Consider the following 20,711-nt stretch of genomic DNA (forward strand, 5'->3'; position numbering starts at 1 on the left):
GATAAGTATATTTCATTAATATCAAAAAATGGTATAATGGTTTTATGGCTATAAGAAATCAACGAAAAAAAAGTGCTAAAAAAAAGCGTCAAACAAAGGCAGACTTAGAGAAACAAAGGGCTATTAAGAGGATGATTTTCTCCTTTTTAATGGGTCTGGTTTTAATCTGTGCAGCTTTAAGACTTGGAGTATTTGGAATAACAGCTTATAATGTTATTCGTTTTATGGTAGGAAGCTTAGCTTACCTCTTTATCTTTGCAGTATTTGTCTATCTCTTTTTCTTTAAATGGTTAAAAAAACAAGAAGGATTGATTGCAGGCTTTATTATCCTATTTTTAGGATTATTGATAGAGTGGCATGCTTATTTATTTACTTTTCAAGGAGTAAAGAATAAAGAAATTTTTTCTTATTCAGCAAGGTTAATCATGGATGATTTAATCCAATTTAGGGTGGAGACCTTTGCAGGAGGTGGCATGTTTGGTGCCTTACTCTACAAGCCTGTCTCTTTCCTTTTCTCTAATATTGGAGCCTTTTTTATTGGAGCTCTTGTTATATTACTAGGCTTGTTTTTAATGACTCCTTGGGATGTTTATGATATTGCTGATTTTAGTAAGGGTTTGTTTGCTAAGTTAGCTGAAAAATATAGGGCAAATAAGGAGCTCCGCTATATCAAAAAGCAAGAAAGACAAGCCCAGGCTGAGCAAGCAAGAATTCAAGCAGAAATGGACCAAAAAGAAGTGCAAGATCAAGCCTTCCATAATGGATTGAAAGTGGATAGTGAGACTGGGGAAATTTTAGATTCTGATGGAGCTCATCTTATAGATTCAAGTGCTGAGGACCCAAGTTTCTCTGAACTCTTGGAGCCAGAGATTATTGCCTATCATTCACATCCTAGTGAGCTAGAGTCAGCTGAGCTTCCTCTTGATGCTGATATAGAAAGCTTAAGCCTGGCTGAGGACCCTCTTTATGAGGAGCAAAAACTAGCTATGGAGAGTGATTCTGATGATTTTGATGATGAGCCTGTTGAAGTAGATTTTACGCCCAAAGCTAATCTTCTTTACAAGTTGCCAACCATTGACTTGTTTGCGCCAGATAGACCTAAGGATCAGACCAAGGAAAAAAGTCTGGTGCGTAAAAATATCAAGGTACTTGAAGATACCTTTAAGAGTTTTGGTATCGATGTCAAGGTAGAGCGGGCAGAAATTGGTCCTTCAGTTACCAAGTATGAAATTAAACCAGCAGTAGGTGTTCGTGTTAATAGGATTTCTAATCTGGCAGATGATTTAGCTCTAGCCCTGGCTGCTAAGGATGTTCGGATTGAAGCCCCTATTCCAGGTAAGTCTTTAGTTGGTATTGAGGTTCCCAATTCTGAAATTGCTACGGTTTCGTTCCGTGAACTTTGGGAACAATCACAGACTTCTGAAGAAAAACTCTTAGAGGTACCTCTAGGTAAGGCAGTTAATGGTTTAGCTAGAAGTTTTGATTTAACTAAGATGCCCCATCTTTTGGTAGCTGGGTCTACTGGGTCAGGGAAATCAGTTGCGGTTAATGGGATTATTTCAAGTATCTTGATGAAGGCTAGACCTGATCAGGTCAAATTCTTAATGGTTGACCCCAAAATGGTAGAATTATCTGTCTATAATGATATTCCCCATCTATTGATTCCAGTAGTGACCAACCCACGTAAGGCCAGTAAGGCTCTTCAAAAAGTTGTTGATGAGATGGAAAATCGTTATGAGCTCTTTAGCAAGGTGGGTGTGAGAAATATTGCTAGCTATAATAGTAAGGTCGAGGATTACAATAGGCAGTCTGAACAAAAACAAATTCCCCTGCCTCTAATTGTGGTGATTGTAGATGAGTTGGCTGACTTAATGATGGTAGCAAGTAAAGAGGTTGAAGATGCTATTATTCGTTTGGGACAAAAGGCGCGTGCAGCTGGTATCCATATGATTTTAGCAACACAAAGACCATCTGTCGATGTTATTTCTGGCTTAATTAAGGCAAATGTACCTTCGCGAGTTGCTTTTGCAGTTTCCTCAGGGACAGATAGCCGTACCATTTTAGATGAAAATGGTGCTGAAAAACTCCTTGGTCGCGGTGATATGCTCTTTAAACCCATTGATGAAAATCACCCTGTTCGACTTCAAGGTTCCTTTATATCTGATGATGATGTGGAACGCATTGTTGGTTTTATTAAGGACCAAGCAGAAGCAGACTATGATGATTCCTTTGATCCAGGTGAGGTCAGTGACAATGATAATGGTGCTTTTGGAAATGGCAGTGCTTCTGAGGGAGATTCTCTTTTTGAAGAAGCAAAGGCCTTAGTTTTAGAAACACAAAAGGCATCAGCTTCAATGATCCAAAGACGTCTATCTGTTGGTTTTAACCGAGCAACTCGTCTGATGGATGAGTTAGAAGAAGCAGGTGTCATAGGACCAGCAGAAGGAACCAAACCAAGAAAAGTTTTACAAACACATTAAAAAATCATTGGCTCAGGTCCAATGATTTTTTAGATGGTAAAAATAGTAATAACCAGTCCTAGATAGAGAAAAAAGGTAAGTAGAAACCCAATTCGCCAAAACAACTTCAAAAAGCGTGGGTATTGAAAATCTTGCTTCTTTATTACTAGTACGAGGCTTATAATAATAGCTAAACATGATAGGGCGATGAGATAATAAGGTAATAGATTATGGGCAAAAAATTTACCAGAAACCAGTATGAATTCTAAGGCAAAGAGAAGGAAGGCTAAATCAGGGAATTTAATACCATAAGTTCCCACTCTAAAAAGGGAAACAAGAATATGTGAAAAAATGGGTGTTATTAGTATAAACAAGACGGCTATTAATTTATAGGTTATCATAACTTTATTTTATCTTCTTTCGCTAAACTTGTAAACTTTTTATTTTGATTCAGGAAAATATAGTAAGACTTAACAAGAATTTCCCAAATCGAGACTAAGGCTAAATAAATGTTCAGCTTTAGGACTCTTCTAAAACTAAAGGCTTTGTATCTCTCTTATAAATGGTATAATGACTCTTATGGAAATAAGAAAAAGAAATATTTCAGAAATTAAAAATATTTTTTTCAGTAAATAGTAACTTAGTTTCACTTAGCCTTTATTTATTGAGAAGGAGGATAAAAAGGTATGCAATCACAGGAAGCATTTAAAGGAAATAATAAACTACTAGTAGGTATAGTGCTAGCTGTTCTAGCTTTTTGGTTATTTGCCCAGTCTATTTTAAATATGGCACCGGATGTTCAAAGGTCATTGGGAATTTCTTCAGGTTCTATGGATATTGGGATATCTATCACGGCTCTCTTTTCGGGATTATTTATAGTGGTAACTGGAGGACTAGCTGATAAACTAGGACGGGTTAAATTCACCTATATTGGACTTTTGTTAAATGTCATTGGTTCTTTCCTGATAATTATGGCAGATGGAGCTATGTTATTTATCATGGGACGTATTTTTCAGGGTCTAGCAGCAGCTTTTATCATGCCTTCAACAATGGCATTGGTAAAAACCTATTATGTCGGGGCTGAGCGTCAGCGAGCTGTTAGTTTTTGGTCTATTGGTTCTTGGGGAGGGTCTGGTCTTTGTTCTTTTTTTGGTGGAACGGTAGCTAGTTCTATAGGTTGGCGTTATGTCTTTGTCTTTTCCATCATGGCTTCTATAGTAAGTTTTCTACTCATATATGGAACTCCAGAGAGTAAAGTTGTAAGTAGTCAAAGAAAATTTGATTTACCGGGTATTCTTATTTTCATAATTAGCATGCTAGCACTCAATATTGGGATTTCCACTGCTAAAGACAATGGCTTTTTATCACCAATAACCTTGTCTCTTTTGGGGCTTGTTCTTGGTGGTTTTCTTCTTTTTTATTATATTGAACAGCATAAGGAAAACAGTTTTATTGATTTTAGACTTTTTGATAATCCTTATTACTTGGGAGCTACTATTTCAAATTTTTTATTAAACGCTGTAGCTGGTACCCTTATTGTGATTAATACCTATATGCAAGAAGGAAGAGGCTTGTCTGCTCAAAGGGCTGGCACAATGTCATTGGGCTATTTGGTGCTTATTTTAATTACCATCCGTATTGGCGAAAAGCTCCTACAAAGGTTTGGAGCGAGAAAGCCTATGTTATGGGGAGCGAACAGTTGCTTGCTGGGAATAGTCCTAATGACATTTGTAGGACTCAAAGGGTCTAGTTATCTAGGACTTGTTTTTCTAGGCTATGCTTTTTTTGGAGCTGGTCTTGGAATTTATGCGACCCCATCAACTGATACAGCCATCTCAAGTATTCCAAACGAAAAAGTTGGAGCTGCTTCTGGTATCTATAAGATGGCTAGCTCACTAGGAAGTGCAATGGGAGTAGCAATTTCAATAGCTGTCTACCATGCCCTTATTAATGGAAACCAATTTGATAGGGCAGCATTTTATGGCCTTTTGGTAAATGTTTCTTTCTGTCTGTTATCAATATGTTCTATCATTTTTATTATTCCCAAAAAATCTTAAAGAGACTTTTCTTTCTCAAAAAAAGTAAATTAAGAAAAAGTATTGAAATTTGTTGTAGAAATAGGTATAATGGAGAGGTATGCTAAATGCATATCTGTGGGAGGTAAAAATCTTAATTACCGCCAAAACCACAACAGGAGGATTTTAAAATGGCTAAAAAAGTCGAAAAACTTGTAAAACTTCAAATCCCTGCTGGTAAAGCTACACCAGCTCCACCAGTTGGACCAGCTCTTGGTCAAGCAGGTATTAACATCATGGGATTCACTAAAGAATTTAATGCTCGTACAGCTGATCAAGCTGGTATGATCATCCCAGTTGTTATCTCAGTTTATGAAGATAAATCATTTGATTTCATTACTAAAACACCACCAGCTGCTGTTCTTTTGAAAAAAGCTGCAGGTGTTGAAAAAGGATCAGGTACACCTAATACAACTAAGGTTGCATCAGTTACTCGTGCACAAGTACAAGAAATTGCTGAAACTAAGATGCCAGATTTAAACGCTGCAAACCTTGAGTCTGCAATGCGTATGATTGAAGGTACTGCTCGTTCAATGGGATTCACTGTTACTGACTAATCAGACAAGAACCCTATTACCCGCAAGACTTTATCATAAGAGATGAGTGACGTGGGAGATTTTAAATCAAATCGATATGACCACATTACAAGGAGAAAAAAATAATGGCTAAAAAAAGCAAACAAATGCGTGCTGCACTTGAAAAAATTGATAGCACAAAAGCTTACAGTGTAGAAGAAGCTGTAGCTTTAGTAAAAGAAACTAACTTTGCAAAATTTGATGCATCTGTAGAAGTTGCATACAACTTGAATATTGACGTTCGTAAAGCTGACCAACAAATCCGTGGAGCAATGGTATTGCCAAATGGAACTGGTAAAACACAACGTGTTTTAGTATTTGCACGTGGTCCTAAAGCTGAAGAAGCAAAAGCTGCTGGAGCAGACTTCGTAGGTGAAGATGACCTAGTTGCTAAAATCAATGGTGGATGGCTTGATTTTGATGTTGTTATTGCAACACCAGACATGATGGCAATCGTTGGACGACTTGGACGTGTTCTTGGACCTCGTAACTTGATGCCAAACCCTAAAACTGGTACTGTAACAATGGACGTTACTAAAGCAGTTGAAGAGTCTAAAGGTGGTAAAATCACTTACCGTGCTGACAAAGCAGGTAACGTACAAGCTATCATTGGTAAAGTATCATTTGACACTGACAAATTGGTTGAAAACTTTAAAGCATTCCACGATGTAATGGTTAAAGCTAAACCAGCAACTTCTAAAGGTACTTACATGACTAATGTTGCTATCACATCTACACAAGGTGTTGGTATCAAAGTAGACCCATCATCATTCTAATGACTTAAAAGGCTATTTCAGGATAGCTTTAGATTGAAGAAAAGTTCAATTTGAGGACTTTTCTTCAATCTTTTTTATTTTATCGCTAAGGAAGCCCTATGTTATTGAGATTATAAGACTTAGCTTGTTTATTTCGATAAGCTAACAGCTAGTTACTTGTTTTAAACGCTAGTGTAAGAAGAAAAACGTTTTTCTAGTATCTTAAATAGCATTCATCTGTCAAAAATAAATCATTTATGATAAAATAGATAGGACAAACTAAGGAGATAATCAAAGTGGAACCAAAATATCGTCGTATTTTAATTAAGTTATCTGGGGAAGCCTTGGCTGGAGACAAGGGAAGTGGGATTGATATCCCAACTGTTCAAGCCATTGCTAAAGAAATTGCTGAAGTACATGCTTCAGGAGTAGAAATTGGACTTGTTATTGGTGGAGGTAACCTTTGGAGGGGTGAACCGGCTGCAGAGGCTGGTATGGATCGTGTACAGGCTGATTACACAGGCATGTTGGGTACTGTAATGAATGCCCTCGTTATGGCTGATAGTTTGCAACATTATGGAGTAGATACTCGGGTTCAAACAGCTATTCCTATGCAAAATGTTGCTGAGTCTTATATTCGTGGACGTGCCCTTCGTCATTTAGAAAAAGGACGGATTGTGGTCTTTGGAGCAGGTATTGGCTCACCTTATTTTTCAACCGACACAACAGCTGCTTTACGGGCTGCTGAAATTGAAGCAGATGCTATCTTGATGGCTAAAAATGGGGTTGATGGTGTCTATAATGCAGACCCTAAAAAAGATGCCAATGCTGTTAAATTTGATGAGCTAACCCATGGTGAAGTTATTAAACGTGGCCTAAAAATCATGGATGCTACAGCTTCTACCTTATCAATGGATAACGATATTGACTTAGTCGTTTTCAATATGAATAAGAGTGGCAACATCAAACGAGTTGTCTTTGGTGAACATATCGGAACCACTGTATCTAACAAATCAAATGAAGATTAAATATTTTAAAAAGGACATTTAAGGAGAGAATTTTAATGCCAAATGCTATTATAGAAAAAGCCAATGAACGCTTTGAACAATCATTTCATTCCCTATCTCGTGAATATGCTAGTATCCGTGCGGGCCGTGCCAATGCTAGCCTACTAGATAGAATTCAAGTTGAATATTATGGAGCACCAACTCCACTGAACCAATTAGCTTCTATTACAATCCCTGAAGCACGTGTTTTGTTAATTTCACCTTTTGATAAAAATTCTATCAAGGATATTGAACGTGCCATCAATGCATCAGATTTAGGGATCACTCCAGCCAATGATGGTTCAGTTATTCGTTTGGTTATTCCAGCTCTAACTGAGGAAACACGTAAAAATTTAGCCAAAGAAGTGAAAAAAGTTGGTGAACATGCTAAGATAGCTATTCGTAATATTCGTCGTGATGCTATGGATGAAGCTAAAAAGCAAGAAAAAGAAAAAGAAATTTCTGAAGATGAATTGAAATCATTGGAAAAAGATATTCAAAAAGCAACCGATGATGCCATTAAACATATTGATACGATGACATCAGCTAAAGAAAAAGAGCTTCTTGAAGTATAATGTAGTATCAAATTATCTCTTTACCTAATGGTAAAGGTTATAAAAGTTAAGAAGAGAGGTAGGCAAATTTCAAGAGCATTTGTTTTTGACAGTTGCCTATTTTTTATAGAAAGAACATATTATGAATCAATTACTTGCAACAATTATTACTGGCTTAATAAAAGAAGAAAATGAAACGTCTTATTTTGTCCAAAAAGATGGTTTTATCTTCCGTCTCTCTAAAGAAGAAGGTCAGCATGAACTAGGAGAAATGGTCACTGGCTTTGCTTATCTGGATATGAAACAAAAGCCTCGCTTAACAACTAAGGAAATCAGCTCAACTCAGACCTCATTTGGTTGGGGACAGGTAACAGATGTCCGCCGTGATCTAGGAGTTTTTGTCGACACTGGGATTCCTGATAAGGAAATAGTGGTTTCTTTGGACCTTTTACCCGAAATGAAGGAATTGTGGCCTAAAAAGGGAGATAGGCTTTATATTAAGCTTTCAGTGGATAATAAAGAAAGGATCTGGGGTGTCCCTGCTGAACCAGAAGTCTTTCAAAAAATGGCGACACAGGCCTATGATAATATGCAAAACCAAAACTGGCCAGCCATTGTTTACCGCTTAAAAATGTCAGGAACTTTTGTATATCTTCCTGATAATAATATGTTGGGTTTTATTCATCCAAGTGAACGTTATAACGAACCTCGTTTAGGTCAAGTACTAGATGCTCGGATTATAGGATTTAGAGAAGTTGATCGCACCTTAAACTTATCCCTTAAGCCTCGCTCATTTGAAATGTTAGAAAATGATGCTCAGATGATTTTGACTTACCTGGAATCAAATGGTGGTTTTATGACCTTGAATGATAAATCAGATCCAGAAGATATTAAAGCAACCTTTGCCATTTCTAAGGGACAATTTAAAAAAGCCCTAGGTGGCCTAATGAAAGCTAAAAAAATTAAACAAGATGCTCATGGCACAGAACTTATATAAATCAGAAAACTTTGCGACTAGCAAGGTTTTTTGTTACAATGAGACCATCAAATGACGAGGAGAAAGACATGGAGAAACATTTAGAGAGAGCTATTTTTGCAGGTGGTTGCTTTTGGTGCATGGTGCAACCCTTTGAAGAACAAGCTGGTATCTTATCTGTAAGAAGCGGCTACACAGGAGGTCATGTGCCCAATCCAACCTATGAACAAGTGTGCGCAAAAACAACAGGCCATACAGAGGCAGTTGAAATTATCTTTGACCCAGACCAGATTTCTTTTGCAGATTTAGTGGAGCTTTACTGGGCTCAGACAGATCCTACAGATGCTTTTGGCCAATTTGAGGATAGAGGAGATAATTATCGTCCTGTTATTTATTATTTTAACCAAGAACAAAAACGCATTGCAGAGCAGTCCAAGGCTAACTTAGGAGCTTCAGGACGCTTTGATAAACCAATAGTGACCAGTATCCAGGCTGCATGTGACTTTTACCCAGCAGAAGATTATCACCAAGGTTTTTATAGAAATAATCCAGAACGCTACGCTCGAAGTAGCCAAATAAGACACGCATTTTTAGAGGAGAACTGGAAGTGAGAAAATCTTTTTATAGCTGGCTGATGACCCAGCGCAATTCTAAATCAGATACTCCAGTAGCTATATTAGCCGATTTAGCCTTTGAAGATATAAGCTTTCCTAAACATACAGATGATTTTGATTTAGTCAGTCGCTATTTAGAAGATCAGGCTAGCTTTTCCTTTAATTTAGGTCAGTTTGACATCATCTGGGAAGACTATAAGAGCCACTAAAAGTCATCTTTCAAAAAAATCTAGGAATACTTTTTTAGAAAAAGCATTCCTTTTTTGTGGTTAAAATAAATGTACTACATTTTTTAGACAGTTTTTTATATCTGTCTAAAAAAGGCCTAGAAAGAGCTTTTTTAGTGGCAGAGCTTGCTTTTTAAGAGTAAAATGAACCTAATTAAAGGATTAACCACTTTAAAAAATATCTAGGAGGTCACTTTATGTATTATACAAGTGGAAACTATGAAGCTTTTGCAAGACCAAGAAAACCTGAGGGTGTAGATGACAAGTCTGCCTATATTATCGGGTCTGGTTTAGCCGGCTTAGCAGCAGCAGTCTTTCTCATTAGAGATGGTCAAATGCCTGGTGAAAAGATACACATCATTGAAGAATTACCTCTATCTGGGGGATCTTTAGATGGTATAAAAAAACCAGATATTGGTTTTGTAACACGTGGTGGTCGTGAAATGGAAAACCACTTTGAATGTATGTGGGATATGTATCGTTCAATTCCTTCCTTAGAAATTCCAGGAGCTTCTTACTTGGATGAATTTTACTGGTTGGATAAGGATGATCCCAATTCTTCTAATTGTCGTTTAATCCATGAAAGAGGCAATCGAGTTCATGATGATGGTATGTACACATTAGGCACAAGTGCTAATGAACTTGTTAAATTGATTATGAAAACAGAAGAATCTCTAGGGGATAAAACCATAGAAGATGTCTTTTCAGAAAAATTCTTTGAAAGTAATTTCTGGATTTATTGGGCAACCATGTTTGCCTTTGAAAAGTGGCACTCTGCTGTTGAAATGCGCCGTTATGCCATGAGGTTTGTACACCACATTGATGGTTTACCAGACTTTACCTCTCTTAAATTTAACAAGTACAATCAATATGACTCTATGGTAAAACCAATCATTAGCTATTTAGAGTCTCATAATGTTGATATGCAGTTTGATACCAAGGTTACAAATGTTAAGGTTGATATCAAAGAGGGTCAAAAAGTAGCTAAAAAGCTAGTAATGACAGTCTCAGGCCAACCTCAAACCATTGATTTAACGCCAAATGATTTAGTCTTTGTAACAAATGGTTCAATCACTGAAAGTACAAGCTATGGTAGTCATCATACAGTGGCAAAACCCAATAAGGATTTAGGTGGTTCATGGAATTTATGGGAAAACTTAGCTGCTCAATCTCCTGATTTTGGGCATCCTAAGACTTTTTATAAGGATCTTCCAGCGAAAAGTTGGTTTGTATCAGCAACTGCTACTATTAAAGACCCAGCTATTGAGCCTTACATTGAACGTCTCACCCATCGTGAGATTCATGATGGTAAAGTCAATACAGGAGGCATTATTACCATTGTAGACTCCAACTGGATGATCAGCTTTGCTATTCACCGTCAACCACACTTTAAAGAACAAAAAGAAAATGAAACAACGGTTTGGATTTATGGCCTTTATTCTAATGTAGAAGGTAATTATGTTCCTAAGAAGATTGAGGAATGTACTGGTCAAGAAATCACAGAAGAACTCTTGTATCATCTTGGTGTCCCAGAAAATAAAATTAAGGACCTAGCAAGTCAAGATAAGATCAATACTGTCCCTGTTTACATGCCATTTATTACAAGTTACTTTATGCCACGTGTAAAAGGTGATAGACCAAAAGTGATACCAGATGGCTCTGTTAACTTGGCCTTTATTGGTAACTTTGCAGAATCACCAACCCGCGATACTGTCTTTACCACAGAATATTCTATCCGAACAGCAATGGAAGCTGTTTATATGTTCTTAAATATTGAACGTGGTATTCCAGAAGTCTTTAATTCAGCCTATGATATTCGAGAACTTCTAAAAGCTCTTTATTACTTGAATGACAAACAACCTCTTGAAGATATGGACTTACCAATTCCAAAATTAATTGAAAAAGTTGGTAGAAAAAAATTAAATGGCACCTTTGTGGAAGAACTGCTCGAAGAAGCGCATTTAATCTAATTTTTGAAACCAAGTCATTATAAAATGGCTTGGTTTTTTGTCCCGAATAAGGGATTTTTTTTAGTTTCTTGGCAAATTGCGATAGGATTAACTTTATGTAAAGGAGATATTATGAAAGCTATTAATAAAAAATATCGTTATTTATTTGCACTAGTGATTCTATCAAGTTCCATATCAGCTATTTGCATTGGAATATTTTCAATCCAATTAGGATCAGTTTTTGACTTAATTCGCCAATCAGACCAAGAATATTTTGGAAAGATATATCTTTGTATTTTCATTTTACTTAACTGGCTTGTATTTTCTACCATATTTGAATATACAAAAACTAATTATGGGAAAGAAATTATTTTAGCAATAAAAAAACGAGTTATCCAAAGCTATTTTTCTAAAAAAATTTCGAATAAAAATATGAGGAGGCAAGATGAGTACCTCAATCATTTAGTTCAAAATATAAGTATCTACTGGGAAAATAATATTATCCCAAAGTGTGACCTTATTTCAAATAGTGTTTCTGTAGGAGTTAGTTTAGTTATTATTTTTGGGATAAATTGGAAAATGGCTTTAACTTTTATTATTGTTTCTGTTATTTCAATTTTAGTATCTCAATTACCTGGAAAATTTTTAACCAACAAAACTAACGAGATGACTAGTGAGAGTCAAAACTATCTGCGAGTTACGACTACTTTATTAAAATCTTATGAACAAAGTAAACTTCTTCAAATCGAAAATTTCATAAAAGATAAATTTCAAAAAGCTAATCATAATTTTGAAAATACGCGAAAATTATACTATTTCAGCAAAGAGAGTTCACAAATTTTCTCACAATTTATCAGCTTTTCATCACAAATGTTGTGCATGGTTATTGGGATTTATTTTATTAGAATTGGTCAGTTAAGTTTGGGTGATTTGATTGCGAGTATTCAATTATTAAATGGAGTCTTCAGTCCGTTACAATCTTTATTACACCAAAAAAATCAAATAAATGCCACAAAGGAAATTTACCATAAGTTCAGTGAAATTCTTGATATCGACAGTAATGAAATAGTAAACGAGAAAAGCGTCGTTATAGAGACTCTTTCTTTTCAGGATATTACGATGAGTTTGAACAGTAAAGTACTTTTTGACAATTTTTCTTATACTTTTTCACAAAATAATCGTTACGCCATTATTGGAGATTCAGGATGTGGAAAAACGACATTAGGAAAGATGATTTTAGGTTACTTTGAAAAAAGTGATTATCAGGGAAAAATTATGATTAACAACAATTCAGTGGAAAAAATAAATCCGTCTAATTTATATGGTTCAATTGGATTTGTCGGAAAAAATGATTTAATGATATCAAGCACAGTTGAAGATAATATCATATTAGGGAGATCAGAATTACTTCAGAATTTGGAGGAAGTCACAAAGAAAATGAGACTGCCTTCAGATTTACTTAAAAAAACCATTCGTCATGATAAAAATGACATTTCTTTGGGAGAAAAGCAACGAATTGATATCAGTAGAGTTTTAATAAAAAACTATCAAGTTTACATATTTGATGAACCTACTAGTAATCTAGATCCTGAAAATGCAGCAAATATTATGGATTATATACTTGATATTAGAGATGCAATTGTCATTGTCATAACTCATGACCAAAGGAAGGAATTATTGCAAAAATTTGATTATGTTATTAATCTTAATAATTCTTGAAAGGAGGTGATGTAAATGGAAAAAGAATTCGAAGAAATTATTGTTCTTGAAATGGAAGATATCCGTGATGAGCGTGTTATCAACTGGAACTTTATTTAATTAAATTTTGTGCAAGGTACACGTATCTTGCACTTTTTATAGGAGCAAATATGAATAATAGAAAAAAATATCCTTTGTGGAATAATGACCGTATAAAGTATCTTTGGGATAAAAAAACACTAAGAATTGGTTCAGATGATGTTGATGTTACTGAGATACATGGTCTTCCTCAGTTTTGGATTTATTTTATATCCTTATGTAATGGTAGAAATGAGATAAATGAAATATATAAAGAATTAAAAGAAAATTGTGCACTAGAAAAGCAGCACTTTTTAAATTTTATAAATCAATTTGAAAAGAAAAACTTTATTGATATTTTGGATAAAGCATACAGACAAACTGATTATAATATATTTTTTGAATCTCCATCTACATATTTTTCCAGTGAGGGTTTAGGAGGAAAGAAAATAATTGAAAAACTTCAAAAGATGAAAGTAATTATTTTAGGCTGTGGAGGAGGAGGGTCACATATTGCGCTTCAATTAGCTCAATTTGGAGTAGGAAAAATTCATCTAGTAGATGATGATAAAGTTGAACTAAAAACTATTAATAGACAATCTTTATTTCATCATAAAGATATTGGGAAATATAAAGTTGAGGTAACAAAGCAATTTATTGAGGAAAGAAATTCTTACTGGAAATCACAGTATCAAAGAATCAAATATTATCTAAAAATGATTTATTTCATGAATTAATAAATGTAGATTGGGTATTTTGTTGCATGGACTATCCACCATACAAGGCACAAAGAATAGTTAATAAAGTTTGTTATGAGTACAAAATACCTAGCCTTTACTGTTTTAGTCAACGAAGTGCAGGGAAACTATTATTTGTAAATCCTAAAAAATCTGCATGTCTAGACTGTTTACTAACACAAGAAGATACAGAACATTTTAATAAATTAGTATCCATATTCCTAAAAAATCAAGATCTTCTTATTACTGCAAATACTTTAACAAATATTTGGCTACTTACTTCATGGATTTGTAAAAAATGGATAGATATGATAACAAAAAATGTGAACTATTGCGATAGTTTATGGAGATATGATTTTGATACATTTTCGGAAAGAAAGTTTCAAGATTTTCGAAAGAATGAAGCTTGCCCCACATGTGGTAATAAAGTAAATAATAGTTTACTATGGGAGATTCTAAAAATTGAATAATACAGAAATATTTAATTTTCAAATAAAAAATAGTCAATTTACATATTTTTCCTTTTTGTTTGTTGGAGGTACATCGATTGAAGGAGATTATTTGGGTTTAAGTCATTTTTTGGAGCATCTGATCTTAAATTCAGGTGGAGCTAATTCATTGAATACATATTTTGATAAAATTGGTTCGGAGATAAGAGGTGAGACATCACGAGATTATATCCATATTGGAGGATATTGTCGGAGAGATGATTTTGAAAATGCTTTGAATTATTGTATCCAAAAAATATTTTCACCAATTTTTACATTTGATGATTTTAAAAAAGAAAAAGATATTATCTTGCTAGAACTTAATGAGTATAAAAAGTTATTTTTACGTAAAGAAGAAAAAAGTATTTTTCAAAATAGTGATTGGCAGTATGATATTATAGGCCATAGGAAGGGAATTCAAGAATTTTCCTTAAAAAATGTAATAGATTTTCATAATACAATTATCAGAACTGGTAAATGTTCACTAATTGTCAATGGGAGAAATTTGACTCATCTATTGCCAATTAGTAGTTTTGAGAATATATGTAATAAGACCGCTATCAATCTACCTTTATTCAATGCAGTAACTATAGATAATAATGATAATGAAATCTGTAATATTGGAATTAACTATCATATTTCTAAAAACAATTTATCTGCTAGAGAACTAGGAATGCTTGCTTTGTTTAATGGAATGTTGACTGGGATAAAAAATTCAATTTTATTTCAAAAGTTGAGGAAAGAACAAAGATTAATTTATCATATTTCTTCATATCCCACACTGACTCAAAATATATGTTTATTTAAAATTTATACTAAAACAACAAAGTTTAATAAATCTATTGTAGTAGATATTATAAAAAAAGAAATTAACGCCATTTATCGAAATGGAATATCAAATGAAACGATTTTTAAACAAAGTAAAAGAAGAGTAGTTAATGAAATGATTTTAAAATTAGAAAATGATAAGGCAGATATGATTAAGCAACTTGCTAAGAGTGATTTATTTAGAACGCCTACTTATATGGAAATAATTAATGAATTAGGAAATGTTAGTTTGAATGAGCTGAATCGTTTTTTAAAGTCAGATATTTTATTTAAAAATCAGTGTTCAATCTTTATCGATTAGTAATTTTCATATATTGAACAAAATAATAATCATATAAACGCTTATCAAAAAAATGAAATAGTTCTAGAGATTTTTTCATTAATGCTTTCCCCTCATCAGGGTTTTTATAGTATTCTAAATAACCTTTTAAAAAATGAAATACAATTTTTTCATTATAATAGGAGTTTGATGATAATAGTGTGTGAGCTTCAACCAAGTAAGTTTTTGCCATTCTAAAATCATTTTTTTCAATGCAGAGTTGAATCACATTTAATAATAATTGTAGAATGAGAGATTGTTTCTCTGAATTTATGTTGATATTATTTGACTTTGCAATTATTTCATTAATGTATCTATATAGTAATGTTACATCGAGAATATGTTCTGTGTGACTTAATATAATAAGTTCGTAATATCCAAATGATTCTACTGAAAATAAATAGTTAGTCAAAAAAAGTTTTTCACATTTGGTAGACTCATCTTTTCCAGTAGATTTTAGTAACATATTTTTTATCATGATACAATTTAGTAAATGGTATGTATATGAGGTTTCTTGATAGTAGTGATACTCTGTATTTAGTAATTGATTTAAATAAGTGATGTTGTTGGAAAAGAAAACCTCTTCCAATTGCTGAATAAAATTGTTGAAGTTTGGACATTGATTATTATGAGATAGACTCAAAAATTCTTCCATTGAAATAGAAATAGATTCTAATAAATAAAATAATTTTTGAAATGAAATATCTGTCTCTCCTCGTTCAAATCTGGATATTTGTGACTTAGAAATGTTTTCTCCTGACAATGAGGATATACTGATACCTTTTTCTTGTCTCAGTTTGCGAAAAGTAGAGCCTAAATTCATGTTATCTCCAATTGCTCCTTTTTCTTGCATTTATTGAAAACTATCATATTAAATATTAAGATTGGTGTCAATAGACATCCATATTCAGTTTTAAAAACAGTCGAAAATTGAAATGGAAATTTCCCTTATTGCTCTTATTTTTTGTTATAATGTGAGTAGAGACATTAAGAAAAGGAAGACTAATTTGCAAGATTATTCTATTGAAATTAACCTAAATCACCCAGATGATGTACTGGCGCTTTTTGGGAGTAATGAGCGCCATTTGAAACTAATTGAGAATCATTTAGAAGTTATTATTCATGCTCGGACTGAACGTGTTCAAATAATAGGAGCTGACCAAGAAAAGGTTGAGCTAGCACGTTTAACTATACAGGCTTTATTAGTACTGGTTAACAGAGGCATGCTTATTAATACTTCTGATGTAGTCACAGCTCTTTCTATGGCTGAAAATGCTACTATTGATAAGTTTGTCGCTCTTTATGAAGAAGAAATTATCAAGGATAATCATGGGAAAGCTATCCGAGTTAAAACCCTTGGTCAAAAAGTCTATGTTGATAGCATCAAAAAGCATGATGTTGTTTTTGGAATTGGCCCTGCTGGAACTGGAAAAACCTTTCTTGCAGTTACCTTAGCTGTTACAGCCTTAAAACGTGGTCAAGTCAAGCGAATTATCTTGACAAGGCCAGCCGTTGAAGCAGGAGAAAGCCTAGGATTCTTACCAGGTGACCTAAAAGAAAAGGTAGATCCTTATTTACGACCTGTTTACGATGCGCTTTATCAAATTCTTGGTAAAGAACAAACAACAAGGTTAATGGAGAGAGAGATTATTGAAATTGCTCCTCTTGCTTACATGCGTGGTCGCACCTTGGATGATGCATTTGTCATCTTGGATGAAGCTCAAAATACAACCATTATGCAGATGAAGATGTTTCTCACCCGTCTAGGATTTAATTCTAAGATGATTGTCAATGGGGATATCAGTCAGATTGACTTACCTAGCAAGGTTACATCTGGTTTGATTGATGCTAGTCAGAAACTAAAAAGCCTTCATGCTATAGACTTTGTTTATTTTTCAGCTAATGACGTCGTAAGGCATCCAGTAGTTGCTGAAATCATCAAGGCTTATGAAGGTAATAGCGCCAGCTATTCTAAAGAAGAAAAAACAGACCAAAGTCAGGAGGAATCAGGCTTGACGCACTATGAAACAATAGGTCGCTTACCTGAAGAAGAGTCGGATAGTTAAGGTTTTTTAGAAAGTATGGCTAGTGAAAGGTAGGGAACTTATGGATGAGATTTTTCAGGCTATCATGGCAGATGAAGAAAATAAGGATTATACCCTTCAAAAGATAGAACCCCTCTACTGCGCACCTAAAGAAGCTAAAATTCTTATTGTTGGTCAGGCACCAGGGATAATTGCTCAAGAAAGTAAACTCTTTTGGAACGATCGCAGTGGGCTTAGGTTGCGTGAGTGGCTAGGCGTTGATAAAGATACCTTTTATTATTCTGGGAAATTTGCTGTGCTGCCTATGGATTTTTACTATCCAGGAAGGGGAAAGTCGGGTGATTTACCACCGAGAAAAGGCTTCGCTGAAAAATGGCACCCAAGGCTCTTGAAAACCCTACCTCATCTGCAACTGATAGTTCTTGTAGGGCAATATGCGCAAAACTATTATTTAGGTCAAAAAAAGCAGAAGACCCTGACTGAAACAGTAAAACATTATCAAAACTACCTACCCAAGTATTTTCCCTTGGTGCACCCATCACCTCGTAACCAGATCTGGATAAAAAAGAATCCCTGGTTTGAAGCAGAAGTTCTACCTAGTCTGCAAAAAATTGTTGCGCATATTATTGAATAAGGAAGAAGCTGGCTAAGCAGGTCTTGGTCTCTTCTTCCCTTTTTCTTTCTTCTTATGTTATAATGGAATGATAAAAGTAATTGAAAGAAGAATTTTATGTATATTGAGATGATTGATGAAACAGGTCAAGTTTCACAAGAGATCATGAAGCAAACCGTTGATTTGCTTAATTTTGCTGCTAAAAAAACTAATAAAGAAGAAAAAGAAATGTCTGTCACATTTGTGACTAACCAAAGAAGCCATGAATTAAATTTAGAATATCGAGATACGGATAGACCAACAGATGTTATTTCGCTAGAATATAAGCCAGAAAGTCCCATCTTTTTTGATGAGGCTGATCTATCAGAAAATCCAGAATTAGCTGATATGATGACGGAATTTGATGCCTATATTGGTGAACTCTTTATTTCAATTGATAAAGCAAAAGAGCAAGCAAGTGAGTATGGACATTCCTTTGAAAGAGAAATGGGCTTTCTTGCTGTACATGGCTTTTTACATATAAATGGCTATGATCATTACACGCCAGAAGAAGAAAAAGAGATGTTCACACTACAGGAAGAGATTTTGACTGCTTATGGCCTTACAAGACAATAATTCCAAGCGTAAATGGAAAAATAGAACAATTACATCAAGTTTAGAATTTGCCCTCACGGGTATTCTGACTGCTATTCAAGAAGAAAGAAATCTTAGAAGCCACCTCATTTCAGCTCTGCTGGCCTCTATAACAGGCTTGGTTTTTAGGATTTCAGCTGTAGAATGGCTTTTTCTACTGCTAGCCATTTTTTTGGTGATTACCTTTGAAATTGTCAATTCCGCTATCGAAAATGTTGTTGATTTAGCTAGTGGCTATCACTTTTCAATGCTTGCTAAAAAAGCCAAGGATATGGCAGCAGGAGCGGTTCTAGTAGTATCTATCTATGCAGTTCTAACAGGCTTAATCATCTTTATCCCCAAGATTTGGAGCATCCTTTTTGGAAAATAAGAAAGTTTCGGAGAAATTATGGTATTTAAATCAGGCTTTGTAGCCATTTTAGGCCGTCCAAATGTCGGTAAATCAACCTTCCTAAATTACGTCATGGGGCAAAAAATTGCTATCATGAGTGATAAAGCACAGACAACCCGTAATAAGATTATGGGTATCTATACCACTGAACAAGAACAAATTGTCTTTATTGATACCCCAGGTATCCACAAGCCTAAAACTGCCCTGGGTGATTTTATGGTCGAAGCAGCCTATAGCACCTTAAGAGAAGTAGATACTGTTTTATTTATGGTTCCTGCTGATGAAAAACGTGGTAAAGGCGACAATATGATTATTGAGCGTCTCAAAGACGCCAAGATCCCCGTAATCCTAGTTATCAATAAAATCGATAAAGTACACCCAGACCAGCTCCTAGAACAAATTGATGATTTTAGGAGCCAAATGGACTTTAAAGAGGTTGTTCCCATCTCAGCCCTTCAAGGAAACAATGTTAACCCATTAATGGAAATCCTAAAGGATAATCTGGAAGAAGGTTTTCAATATTTTCCAGAGGACCAAATTACCGACCATCCAGAGCGTTTTCTAGTTTCTGAAATGGTTCGGGAAAAAGTGCTCCATTTAACCAAGCAAGAAATTCCCCACTCTGTTGCTGTAGTAGTAGAGTCCATGAAACGTGACCCTGATACTGATAAAATCCACATTCGGGCAACCATTATGGTAGAACGTGATAGCCAAAAAGGCATTATTATCGGTAAACAAGGAGCCATGCTAAAAAAAATTGGCCAAATGGCACGCCGAGACATCGAAATCATGCTAGGTGATAAGGTATTCCTAGAAACCTGGGTCAAAGTCAAGAAAAACTGGCGTGACAAAAAACTAGACCTAGCCGACTTTGGTTATAAAGAGAAAGAGTACTAAAACAGCCCGGTGGGCTGTTTTAGGTTCGAGCCAAAAAACAAAGAAGCGAGAAAAGCCCGGTGGGCTGTTTTAGGTTCGAGCCAAGAAACAAAGAAGCGAGAAAAGCTTGGTACTTTTACTATGACCAGAGGCTTAGAATTTGAAAATATAAAGAACTATCTCTAAGTTAAGTAAACTTAGAGATAGTTTTTTAATAAAGGAGACACATGAAAGAAGATTATATTTCTTATATCCGTTCTAAAGTAGGACATGACAAGATTATTCTCAACTTTGCTGGTGCTATTTTAGCTAATGAAAAAGGTAAGGTCCTCTTACAATTACGAGGAGATAAAAAAACCTGGGCAATACCTGGTGGAGCAATGGAATTGGGTGAAAGTTCAACAGACACCTGTAAGCGTGAATTCTTTGAGGAGACAGGTATTGAAGTAGAACCCTTACGACTCTTAAATGTCTATACACATTTTGATGAGGAATATCCAAATGGAGATCAGGTTCAAACGCTTGTCTTTTTGTATGAAGTTAGGGCAAAAACTAAGATCGAAATTGACGATTTTACTAATGACGAGACCTTGCAATTAAAATTCTTTTCTAAAAAGGAGATAGCAGAACTGGAAAGTTTATCTCAAAAACATCAACTTATGTTAAAAGAATATTTTTGTAACCATTTCCAAATGGGATGGTAAAGAGACATAGGCATAGCTAATAGGCTGTGCTTTTTATTTTGTATACAGAAGCGGAAATTGATGACTATAGG

At 34.7% G+C, this 20,711-nt stretch carries 21 protein-coding genes and 2 pseudogenes; 21 read left to right on the plus strand and 2 right to left on the minus strand.

What is annotated here, in order from left to right:
• Positions 1 to 44 precede the first annotated feature (44 nt).
• Together A3GU_RS10645 and A3GU_RS10650 are read left to right on the plus strand one after the other, a co-directional pair.
• A pseudogene (locus tag A3GU_RS10645) lies at positions 45 to 684 on the plus strand (cell division protein FtsK); the annotation flags it as partial.
• Positions 685 to 1,007: 323 nt separating this feature from the next.
• A pseudogene (locus tag A3GU_RS10650) lies at positions 1,008 to 2,480 on the plus strand (DNA translocase FtsK); the annotation flags it as partial.
• A gap of 29 nt (positions 2,481 to 2,509) precedes the next feature.
• On the opposite strand, the gene A3GU_RS0100610 reads toward A3GU_RS10650, so the two are convergent.
• The gene (locus A3GU_RS0100610; protein WP_018365594.1) at positions 2,510 to 2,860 is read right to left on the minus strand and encodes a DUF3397 domain-containing protein; all 351 of its coding nucleotides are present in this window, start codon (positions 2,858 to 2,860) and stop codon (positions 2,510 to 2,512) included.
• A 285-nt stretch (positions 2,861 to 3,145) separates the two neighbouring features.
• Between A3GU_RS0100610 and A3GU_RS0100615 the strand changes: the two genes are divergently transcribed.
• The 13 genes from A3GU_RS0100615 (at position 3,146) to A3GU_RS09895 (ending at position 15,360) form a co-directional block, all read left to right on the plus strand.
• On the plus strand, positions 3,146 to 4,516 hold the full coding sequence (locus tag A3GU_RS0100615; protein ID WP_018365595.1) for an MFS transporter: 1,371 nt from the start codon (positions 3,146 to 3,148) through the stop codon (positions 4,514 to 4,516).
• 149 nt (positions 4,517 to 4,665) lie between these two features.
• Entirely contained in the window at positions 4,666 to 5,091 is a 426-nt protein-coding gene (gene rplK, locus A3GU_RS0100620) for a 50S ribosomal protein L11 (protein ID WP_018365596.1), read from the plus strand.
• A 104-nt stretch (positions 5,092 to 5,195) separates the two neighbouring features.
• Complete coding sequence (rplA, locus tag A3GU_RS0100625; protein WP_018365597.1) at positions 5,196 to 5,885, plus strand: 50S ribosomal protein L1; 690 nt, start codon at positions 5,196 to 5,198, stop codon at positions 5,883 to 5,885.
• Positions 5,886 to 6,160: 275 nt separating this feature from the next.
• Positions 6,161 to 6,892: a UMP kinase gene (pyrH, locus tag A3GU_RS0100630; protein ID WP_018365598.1), complete on the plus strand. Its 732-nt coding sequence runs from the start codon at positions 6,161 to 6,163 to the stop codon at positions 6,890 to 6,892.
• Between the two features lie 35 nt (positions 6,893 to 6,927).
• Positions 6,928 to 7,485 carry a ribosome recycling factor gene (frr, locus tag A3GU_RS0100635; protein ID WP_018365599.1) on the plus strand — a complete coding sequence of 186 codons (558 nt, stop codon included), beginning with the start codon at positions 6,928 to 6,930 and terminating at the stop codon, positions 7,483 to 7,485.
• A gap of 121 nt (positions 7,486 to 7,606) precedes the next feature.
• On the plus strand, positions 7,607 to 8,461 hold the full coding sequence (locus A3GU_RS0100640) for a CvfB family protein (protein ID WP_018365600.1): 855 nt from the start codon (positions 7,607 to 7,609) through the stop codon (positions 8,459 to 8,461).
• 68 nt (positions 8,462 to 8,529) lie between these two features.
• Positions 8,530 to 9,051 (plus strand): peptide-methionine (S)-S-oxide reductase MsrA, encoded by a 522-nt coding sequence (gene msrA, locus A3GU_RS0100645; protein WP_018365601.1) that lies wholly within the window; start codon positions 8,530 to 8,532, stop codon positions 9,049 to 9,051.
• On the plus strand, positions 9,048 to 9,263 hold the full coding sequence (locus A3GU_RS0100650) for a YozE family protein (RefSeq protein WP_018365602.1): 216 nt from the start codon (positions 9,048 to 9,050) through the stop codon (positions 9,261 to 9,263). Before msrA ends, A3GU_RS0100650 begins: the two co-directional genes overlap by 4 nt.
• A 215-nt stretch (positions 9,264 to 9,478) precedes the next feature.
• Complete coding sequence (locus A3GU_RS0100655; protein ID WP_018365603.1) at positions 9,479 to 11,251, plus strand: oleate hydratase; 1,773 nt, start codon at positions 9,479 to 9,481, stop codon at positions 11,249 to 11,251.
• A 111-nt stretch (positions 11,252 to 11,362) separates the two neighbouring features.
• The gene (locus A3GU_RS0100660; protein ID WP_018365604.1) at positions 11,363 to 12,949 is read left to right on the plus strand and encodes an ATP-binding cassette domain-containing protein; all 1,587 of its coding nucleotides are present in this window, start codon (positions 11,363 to 11,365) and stop codon (positions 12,947 to 12,949) included.
• A gap of 149 nt (positions 12,950 to 13,098) precedes the next feature.
• The gene (locus tag A3GU_RS10395) at positions 13,099 to 13,743 is read left to right on the plus strand and encodes a ThiF family adenylyltransferase (RefSeq protein WP_018365605.1); all 645 of its coding nucleotides are present in this window, start codon (positions 13,099 to 13,101) and stop codon (positions 13,741 to 13,743) included.
• A 26-nt stretch (positions 13,744 to 13,769) separates the two neighbouring features.
• Entirely contained in the window at positions 13,770 to 14,213 is a 444-nt protein-coding gene (locus A3GU_RS10575) for a ThiF family adenylyltransferase (RefSeq protein WP_018365606.1), read from the plus strand.
• A complete protein-coding gene (locus A3GU_RS09895) occupies positions 14,206 to 15,360 on the plus strand; it encodes a M16 family metallopeptidase (RefSeq protein WP_018365607.1) in 1,155 nt (384 codons plus the stop codon). The genes A3GU_RS10575 and A3GU_RS09895 overlap by 8 nt, the downstream gene beginning before the upstream one ends.
• On the opposite strand, the gene A3GU_RS0100680 is transcribed toward A3GU_RS09895, so the two are convergent.
• Positions 15,350 to 16,201 carry a helix-turn-helix domain-containing protein gene (locus tag A3GU_RS0100680; RefSeq protein WP_018365608.1) on the minus strand — a complete coding sequence of 284 codons (852 nt, stop codon included), beginning with the start codon at positions 16,199 to 16,201 and terminating at the stop codon, positions 15,350 to 15,352. The genes A3GU_RS09895 and A3GU_RS0100680 overlap by 11 nt on opposite strands.
• 184 nt (positions 16,202 to 16,385) lie before the next feature.
• On the opposite strand from A3GU_RS0100680, the gene A3GU_RS0100685 reads away from it, so the two are divergent.
• From A3GU_RS0100685 to A3GU_RS0100715, 6 genes are all read left to right on the plus strand, one after another.
• On the plus strand, positions 16,386 to 17,444 hold the full coding sequence (locus A3GU_RS0100685; RefSeq protein ID WP_018365609.1) for a PhoH family protein: 1,059 nt from the start codon (positions 16,386 to 16,388) through the stop codon (positions 17,442 to 17,444).
• Positions 17,445 to 17,484: 40 nt separating this feature from the next.
• On the plus strand, positions 17,485 to 18,057 hold the full coding sequence (locus A3GU_RS0100690) for a uracil-DNA glycosylase family protein (RefSeq protein ID WP_018365610.1): 573 nt from the start codon (positions 17,485 to 17,487) through the stop codon (positions 18,055 to 18,057).
• Between the two features lie 96 nt (positions 18,058 to 18,153).
• Positions 18,154 to 18,651, plus strand: a complete 498-nt coding sequence (gene ybeY / locus A3GU_RS0100695) for an rRNA maturation RNase YbeY (RefSeq protein WP_018365611.1) — start codon at positions 18,154 to 18,156, stop codon at positions 18,649 to 18,651.
• Positions 18,632 to 19,039: a diacylglycerol kinase family protein gene (locus tag A3GU_RS0100700; RefSeq protein WP_018365612.1), complete on the plus strand. Its 408-nt coding sequence runs from the start codon at positions 18,632 to 18,634 to the stop codon at positions 19,037 to 19,039. Before ybeY ends, A3GU_RS0100700 begins: the two co-directional genes overlap by 20 nt.
• Positions 19,040 to 19,057: 18 nt before the next feature.
• On the plus strand, positions 19,058 to 19,957 hold the full coding sequence (era, locus tag A3GU_RS0100705) for a GTPase Era (RefSeq protein ID WP_018365613.1): 900 nt from the start codon (positions 19,058 to 19,060) through the stop codon (positions 19,955 to 19,957).
• Positions 19,958 to 20,163: 206 nt separating this feature from the next.
• Positions 20,164 to 20,640 carry an NUDIX hydrolase gene (locus tag A3GU_RS0100715; RefSeq protein WP_018365614.1) on the plus strand — a complete coding sequence of 159 codons (477 nt, stop codon included), beginning with the start codon at positions 20,164 to 20,166 and terminating at the stop codon, positions 20,638 to 20,640.
• Positions 20,641 to 20,711: the final 71 nt, after the last annotated feature.

The sequence above is a fragment of the Streptococcus didelphis DSM 15616 genome, from assembly GCF_000380005.1.
GTDB lineage: Bacteria > Bacillota > Bacilli > Lactobacillales > Streptococcaceae > Streptococcus > Streptococcus didelphis.